Raw genomic sequence first — 7,169 nt, 5'->3', positions numbered from 1 at the left:
CCCAGCACCAGCCCCCCACCCACGCCCGTGCCCAGGGTCAACATCAGCATGTCGTCCACGTCCTTGGCGGCGCCCAGCCACTTCTCGCCCAGGGCGGCGGCGTTGGCGTCGTTCTCCAAAATCACGCGGGTTGCGAGCCGGCGCTCGATCCCCTGGCGGACCGGGTAATCCTCCCAGCCGGGCAGGTTGGGCGACTGCCGCAACATGCCGGTCTCCATGTCGATGATCCCGGGCACGCCGATGCCGATACCGGCCAGCTTGCTGGTGGCGGCATACCTGCCTGAAACCTGCTGGATGATGGCGCACATCTGGTCCAGGACACCGTGGCGCCCGTGGCCGGTCTCGGTGGGCACCGAAACCTTCTCCAGCAACTTGCCGGCCTCATCCACGGCAGCGATGCGCAGGTTGGTGCCGCCGAGATCGACGCCGATGGCGAAGGTCATGGCTTTGATTCTAGATGCTTCACGTTTCACGTTTCACGTTTCAAGCTACCTGGCGTGAAACTTGAAACGTGAAAGGTGAAGCTTGCCTGCTCCCGGTCAACTCTGGCAATTGGGGCAGTAATGCGCGCTGCGCCCGGCGATCACCACGCGCTTGATCGCCGTCTTGCACACCAGGCAGGGCTCGCCCTCGCGCCCGTAGACGCGGTGCTGGAACTGGAAGAGGCCTTCCTCCCCGCCGGCATCCACGTAGTCGGAGATGGAGGAGCCGCCGGCCTTGATGGCCTGGTTCAGCACGCGCTGCAGCGCCTTGTAAAGTCGGCGCAGCTCTTGCCGGGTGAGCCGCCCGGCATGCCGCCGCGGTCGCACCCCGGCGCGGAAGAGTGACTCGTCGGCGTAGATGTTCCCCACGCCGCGCAGCAGCTTCTGGTTGAGCAGCGCGCTCTTCACCGGGGTCTTGCGCCTGCGAAAGAGGCCGGCGAAGAGCTCGAAGCCGATGTCCATGGGCTCGTGGCCGTCAGGGGCAAACTCCTCATGCACCACCGAGAGCCGGCCGAAGCGCCTCGGGTCCACGAAGCGCAGTTCCCGGCCCGAGGCCAGGCGCAGCACCGCGTGGGTGTGCTTGGGCAGTTCGCTCTCCGGCCTGGCCACCAGCAGCCGTCCGGTCATGCCCAGGTGCACGATCCATTGGCGGCGCGCGCCCTCGCTGTCGAGGTCGAAGACGATATGCTTCCCCACGCGCCGCACCCCGGCGATGCGCGCGCGCTCCAGGGTGGCCTGGATCTCGACAGCAGGCGACTTCAGCGGCTCGGGCTTGGAGCCCAGCCACACCGACTCGATGCGGTCGCCGCGCACCCGCTGCGCCAGCCCGCGCGCGATGGTCTCGACTTCGGGAAGCTCCGGCATGGATTCCACAGTCTATCGAAAAACCGAATCACCCGATGCCCCGATTTCCCGGTTGGCTCCCGATGCGTCCTCACGCTATGATGAATAGGCCTTTCCCGCTCGGTTTCCCTGTAATTCCCGTGAAAAGCCAACCCACGGGCAAGGAGTGTGCGAACGCAGTGAAGACACGACCTCAATCGGGCAAGGGCAAAGTCGCGGTCATCGTCGGGGCCCAGTGGGGAGACGAAGGCAAGGGGAAGATCGTCGACGTTCTCTCCGAGCGCTTCTCCGTGGTGGCCCGTTACGCCGGCGGCCACAACGCCGGCCACACCGTCATCATCAACAACAAGAAGTTCATCCTGCAACTGGTGCCCTGCGGGGTGCTGCGCAAGGGCTGCCGCGCGGTGATCGGCAACGGCGTGGTGCTGGATCCCATCGCCTTCCTCAAGGAGGTGGCGGCGCTGCGCCAGGCCGGGGTGAAGGTGGACGGCAACCTGTTCGTCTCCAACCGCGCTCACGTCATCCTGCCCTACCACCGGCTGATCGAGTTGGCGGCGGAGAACGCGCCCGGGCGAGTGAAGATCGGCACCACCTCGCGCGGCATCGGGCCCGCCTACGAGGACAAGGCCGGCCGCCGCGGCCTGCGGGTCGCCGACCTGCTCGACCTGGCGCTGCTCAAGACCCACATCGAGAACGCCTGCCGCGAGAAGAACATGATCGCGCACGCGCTCTTCAACTCCGATCCCCTCGATCCCGACGGCATGTACCGCGAGTACGCGGCCGTGGCCGAGCAGGTGCGCCCCTTCGTCACCGACACCGCCGCCCTCCTCAACCAGGCCATCCGCCGGGGCGAGTGGGTGCTGTTCGAGGGCGCGCAGGGCACCATGCTCGATATCGACCACGGCACCTATCCCTTCGTCACCTCCTCCAGCGCGACCTCGGGCGGGGCGGTGATCGGGACGGGCGTGGGGCCCACCGCCATCCACTCCGTGATCGGCGTGACCAAGGCCTACTGCACGCGCGTGGGCAGTGGCCCCTTCCCCACCGAACTGCACGACGCCACCGGCGAGAAGCTGCGCGCCAAGGGCCAGGAGTACGGCGCCGTGACCGGGCGGCCGCGCCGCACCGGGTGGATCGACCTGCCCCTGCTGCGCTATTCGGTGATGATCAACGGCATCTCCTGGCTGGTGGTCACCAAACTGGACGTGCTCGACGGGCTGGCCAAGATCCCGGTGTGCGTGGGCTACAAGGTCAAGGGCAAGAAGTTCTCCGCCATCCCCGCGCACGCCAGCGGCTACGACAAGCTGGAGCCGGTGTATGAGATCCTGCCGGGGTGGAAGAAGCCGACGGCCGGCATCCGCGACCTGGCCAGGCTGCCGCAGCCGGCGCGCGACTACCTGCACTTCCTGGAGAAGCAGAGCGGGGCGCGCATCGGAATGATCTCCACCGGGCCCGACCGCGAGCAGACCATCTTCCTCGACGATTTTGCCGCCGAGGTGGGGCGCAGCGCCGCGCTGCTGCGCAAAAAGGAGAGGCGACCATGATCGTTCTTGCGGTCACCTGGAAGGCAAAGCCCGGCCATGAAGCCGAGGTGGCGCGCCTCTTCGCCCTCCAGCAGAAGGAGTCGAGCAAGGAGGCGGGCTGCCGCATGTTTGTCGTGCACCGGCACATGAGCGACCCTGCGCGCTTCTTCCTCTACGAGCAGTACGACGACCAGGCGGCGCTCGACGCTCACCGCGCCTCGTCGCACTTCCGCAAGTATGTGACGGGCGAGCTGCCCAAGGTGGCCGAGCGGGTGGAAGGCGAGCTGTACGAGCCCATGTAGCCGTCAGCCATCAGGCTTCCGCCGTCAGGAAAACCAACCCATCTTGCCTGACCGCTGACGGCTGATGCCTGACCGCTACTTTCGGTCCGCGATCAGCGTGCCGCCGCGGGCGAAGTCTTCCTTCTCCACCTCGACCAGGGCGACGGTGACAGCGTCGCGGCTCGCGCCCGCCTCTTCCACCATGGCGTCGGTGAGGCGCTTCACCAGCTTGCGCTTCTGCTCGCTGGTGCGGCCCTTCAGCAGCGTGACTTGAATATGCGGCATAAGAACGGGCTCCTGCTCTTGCTCCTAGCTCTTAGCTCTTAGCTCTTAGCTCTTAGCTTCAAGCTTCAAGCTAAAGGCTAAGAACTAATAGCTGCTTTACCTCGCCAGCTCGTAGCCGGCGAAGAAGTAGCTGAGCTCGAAGCGGGCGGTGTCGTCGGCGTCGGAGCCGTGGATGGCGTTGGCCTCGATGCTCGACGCCCACTTCTTGCGGATGGTGCCTTCCTTGGCGTTGGCCGGGTTGGTGGCACCCATCAACTCGCGCAGGTCGGCGATGGCGTTCTCCTTCTCCAGCGCCAGCACGATCATAGGCCCGCTCGACATGAACGTGGTCAGGGAGTTGAAGAAAGGCTTGCCCGCGTGCACCGCGTAGAAGCCCTCCGCCTGCTCTTTGGTGATCTCGAGCATCTTCATGCCCAGGATGCGGAAGCCCTTCTGCTCGAGCGTGAGCAGGATGTCGCCGGCGGCGTTCTTCTTGACCGCATCCGGCTTGATGATCGACAGCGTGCGTTCCAGAGTTTTCATAGATGAGTTCCCGGTTCCCAGTCTTGGGAGCAGGCTGGGAAGTTGACGTCACAAGCTAAGAGCTAACAGCTAAGAGCTTCTTCACGCCCGCGCGCCGGCGCCCAGGGCGGCGATCACGGTCTCGCCGATCTCCGCCGGGGTCTTGCAGACGCGGATGCCCGCTGCCTGCAGCGCCTTCATCTTCTCGGCGGCGGTGCCGTGCCCGCCGGAGATGATGGCGCCGGCGTGGCCCATGCGGCGTCCCGGAGGCGCGGTCTGCCCGGCGATGAAAGCCACCACCGGCTTCTTGACGTGCGCCTGCACGTACTCCGCCGCGGTCTCCTCGGCGTTGCCGCCGATCTCGCCGATCATCACGATGGCCTCGGTCTGCGGGTCCTTGTTGAACAGCTCCAGCGCGTCTACGAAATTCGTGCCAATGATGGGGTCGCCGCCGATGCCGAGGGCGGTGGACTGTCCCATCCCGCGCAGCGTGATCTGGTGCACCGCCTCGTAGGTCAGCGTCCCCGAGCGCGAGACGATGCCCACGTTGCCCTCGCGGTGGATGTGCCCCGGCATGATGCCGAGCTTGCACTTCCCCGGCGAGATGATGCCCGGGCAGTTGGGACCGATCAGGCGCGAGCGCCGCGTCTGCAGGAACTCCCAGGCGCGCACCATGTCGAGGGTGGGGATGCCCTCGGTGATGCACACGATCAGCTCGATCTCGGCGTCGGCGGCCTCCATGATGGCGTCGGCGGCGAAGGGCGGGGGCACGAAGATGACCGAGGCGTCGGCGCCGGTCCTGTCCACCGCTTCCTGCACGGTGTTGAAGACGGGCCAGCCTTCGTGAGTGGTGCCGCCCTTGCCCGGCGTCACTCCGCCCACGATCTTCGTTCCGTAGTCGGCGCAGGCCTTGGCGTGAAAGGTGCCTTCCTTGCCGGTCAGCCCCTGCACGATCACCTTGGTCGACTTGTCGATCAGGATGCTCACTCGGCTACGCTCCCTTGGCCGCGGCCACGACCTTCTCCGCCGCGTCCTTCATGGTCTCGGCCACGATGAAGTTCAGCCCGGACTCCTTCAGGATCTTGCGACCCTGCTCCACGTTGGTGCCCTCCAGGCGCAGCACGATGGGCAACTGGATGTGGGTCTTCTGCGCGGCCTCGACCACGCCGTTGGCCAGCGTGTCCACGCGCAGGATGCCCCCGAAGATGTTGATCAGCACCGCCTTCACGTGCCGGTCGCTAAGCAGGATCTCGAAGGCGTGGGTGACCTGCTCGGCGTTGGCGCCGCCGCCTACGTCCAGGAAGTTGGCCGGGCGCCCGCCGGCGTACTGGATGATGTCCATGGTGGACATGGCCAGGCCGGCGCCGTTCACCATGCAGCCCACGTTGCCGTCGAGCTTGATGTAGTTCAACCCGTACTTCGAGGCCTCGACCTCGAGAGGGTCTTCCTCGGTGATGTCGCGCAACTCGCGCAGCTCTTTATGGCGGAAGAGCGCGTTGTCGTCGAAGTTGATCTTGGCGTCGAGCGCGTAGAGCTTGCCGTCCTTGGTGGTGATGAAGGGATTGATCTCGGCCAGCGACGAATCGGTCTGCTCGAAGGCGCGGTAGAGCGCGCTCATGAACTGCACTGCCTGGTTGATCAGCGCCCCGCCCAGCCCCAGCCCGAAGGCCAGCTTGCGCGCCTGGAAGGCCTGGAAGCCCACGCTGGGGTCCACGTGCTCCTTGAGGATGGCCTGGGGATTCTCGGCGGCCACCTGCTCGATCTCCATGCCGCCCGCGGCCGAGGCCATGAAGACCGGGCGCGCCTCGGTGCGGTCGATCACGATACCCAGGTAGAGTTCGCGTTCGATGGGCAGGGTCTCCTCGATCAGCAGCCGGCGCACGATGCGCCCTTCGGGCCCGGTCTGGTGGGTGACCAGCGTCATGCCCAGGATCTTGGAGGCGATTTCGCTGGCCTCTTCCACCGACTTGGCCAGCTTGACGCCGCCGCCCTTGCCGCGGCCTCCAGCGTGGATCTGCGCTTTCACCACCACGCCCTGGGCGCCGGCGGCGAACAGCTTCCTGGCCGCCGCCTCCGCCTCTTCGCGGGTGGCGGCCATCTCGCCGCGGGGCACGGGCACGCCGTACTTGGCGAGGATCCCCTTGGCCTGGTATTCGTGGATTTTCATTCCGGCTTTCCGTGGAGCGGGAGTCCGCTGCTGCATCCAACCGCAGGGAGCAAACTCTTGATTCTATAGGACGTGCCCGGGAGGGGCAAATGCCGCGGTTGTCAGCCGCGCCCCACCTAGGATACTGTCACTTGATTCCATGATCCCCGAGGCGCTGCACAAGATCGCCAACCACCGCCAGGCGCTGACGCGCGAGGAAGCGCGCGCGGTGATGACGGAGATCCTCGCCGGCCAGGCCTCCGACGCCCAGATCGGCGCGCTCCTGGTGGCGCTGCACATGAAGGGCGAGACGGTGGAGGAGATCGTGGGCTTCGCCGAGGCCATCCGCGCCGCCGCCACTCCCCTGCCCATCGCCGCCGACTCCACCATCGACGTGAGCGGCACCGAGCGCGAGGCCCTGATCGACACCTGCGGCACCGGGGGCGACGCCTCCGGCACCTTCAACATCTCCACCGCCACCGCGCTCACCGTGGCCGGCTGCGGCGTGCGCGTGGCCAAGCACGGCAACCGTAGCGCCACCTCCAAGTGCGGCTCCGCCGACGTGGTCGAGGCCCTGGGCGTGCACCTGGTCCTGCCCCCGGCGCGCATCGCCGAGTGCCTGGAGAAGGTGGGCATCGCCTTCCTCTTCGCCGTCGCCATGCACGCGGCCATGAAGTACGTGCAGCCGGCGCGCCGCGAACTGCAGTTGCGCACCGTCTTCAACCTGCTGGGCCCGCTCACCAACCCGGCGCATGCCTCCGCACAGGTGGTGGGCGTCTATTCCGAGGATCTGGTGGAGAAGCTGGCCGAGGCGCTGCGCCTGCTGGGCCTGAAGCGCGCGCTGGTGGTGCACGGCGAGGACGGGCTGGACGAGATCACCATCACCGGCAGGACCAAGATCGCGGAATTGCGCGAGGGCCGCGTGCGCACCTTCCAGGTCCAGCCCGAAGACCTGGGTCTCGAGCGGGCCACGCTGGCCGACATCTCGGGCGGCGACGCGCAGCAAAACGCCGCGATCATCCGCGAGATCCTGGCGGGCAAGAAGTCGCCGCGGCGCGACGTCGTGCTGCTGAACGCCGCCGCCGCTCTGGTGGCCGCGGGCCAGGCC

9 protein-coding genes are annotated in these 7,169 nt (G+C 66.9%); 3 read left to right on the top strand and 6 right to left on the bottom strand.

The window, feature by feature from the left end:
- A partial coding sequence (locus tag VEG08_06710; protein ID HXZ27675.1) for an ROK family protein occupies positions 1–443 on the bottom strand: 443 nt, incomplete at its 3' end.
- 96 nt (positions 444–539) lie between these two features.
- Complete coding sequence (gene mutM, locus VEG08_06705) at positions 540–1,346, bottom strand: bifunctional DNA-formamidopyrimidine glycosylase/DNA-(apurinic or apyrimidinic site) lyase (GenBank protein ID HXZ27674.1); 807 nt, start codon at positions 1,344–1,346, stop codon at positions 540–542.
- 158 nt (positions 1,347–1,504) lie between these two features.
- Here mutM and VEG08_06700 point away from each other — a divergent pair, with 158 nt between their 5' ends.
- Together VEG08_06700 and VEG08_06695 are read left to right on the top strand one after the other, a co-directional pair.
- Positions 1,505–2,869 carry an adenylosuccinate synthase gene (locus VEG08_06700; GenBank protein HXZ27673.1) on the top strand — a complete coding sequence of 455 codons (1,365 nt, stop codon included), beginning with the start codon at positions 1,505–1,507 and terminating at the stop codon, positions 2,867–2,869.
- A complete protein-coding gene (locus VEG08_06695; GenBank protein ID HXZ27672.1) occupies positions 2,866–3,150 on the top strand; it encodes a putative quinol monooxygenase in 285 nt (94 codons plus the stop codon). Before VEG08_06700 ends, VEG08_06695 begins: the two co-directional genes overlap by 4 nt.
- Before the next feature lie 75 nt (positions 3,151–3,225).
- On the opposite strand, the gene VEG08_06690 is transcribed toward VEG08_06695, so the two are convergent.
- The 4 genes from VEG08_06690 to sucC all read right to left on the bottom strand — a co-directional run bounded on the left by VEG08_06690 (position 3,226) and on the right by sucC (position 6,082).
- Positions 3,226–3,414, bottom strand: coding sequence for a 2-hydroxymuconate tautomerase (locus VEG08_06690; GenBank protein ID HXZ27671.1), 189 nt, complete (start codon positions 3,412–3,414; stop codon positions 3,226–3,228).
- Positions 3,415–3,510: 96 nt separating this feature from the next.
- Positions 3,511–3,936: a nucleoside-diphosphate kinase gene (ndk, locus tag VEG08_06685; protein ID HXZ27670.1), complete on the bottom strand. Its 426-nt coding sequence runs from the start codon at positions 3,934–3,936 to the stop codon at positions 3,511–3,513.
- Positions 3,937–4,017: 81 nt separating this feature from the next.
- Positions 4,018–4,902 carry a succinate--CoA ligase subunit alpha gene (sucD, locus tag VEG08_06680; protein HXZ27669.1) on the bottom strand — a complete coding sequence of 295 codons (885 nt, stop codon included), beginning with the start codon at positions 4,900–4,902 and terminating at the stop codon, positions 4,018–4,020.
- 4 nt (positions 4,903–4,906) lie between these two features.
- Entirely contained in the window at positions 4,907–6,082 is a 1,176-nt protein-coding gene (sucC, locus tag VEG08_06675) for an ADP-forming succinate--CoA ligase subunit beta (GenBank protein ID HXZ27668.1), read from the bottom strand.
- A gap of 139 nt (positions 6,083–6,221) precedes the next feature.
- Here sucC and trpD point away from each other — a divergent pair.
- Positions 6,222–7,169: anthranilate phosphoribosyltransferase (gene trpD, locus VEG08_06670; protein HXZ27667.1), on the top strand; the 948-nt coding region annotated here is incomplete at its 3' end.

The sequence above is a fragment of the Terriglobales bacterium genome, assembly GCA_035624475.1.
Lineage (GTDB): Bacteria > Acidobacteriota > Terriglobia > Terriglobales > Acidobacteriaceae > DASPRL01.
The sequence above is the reverse complement of the archived record's forward strand: the minus strand, read 5'-3'. Positions and strand labels throughout refer to the sequence as shown.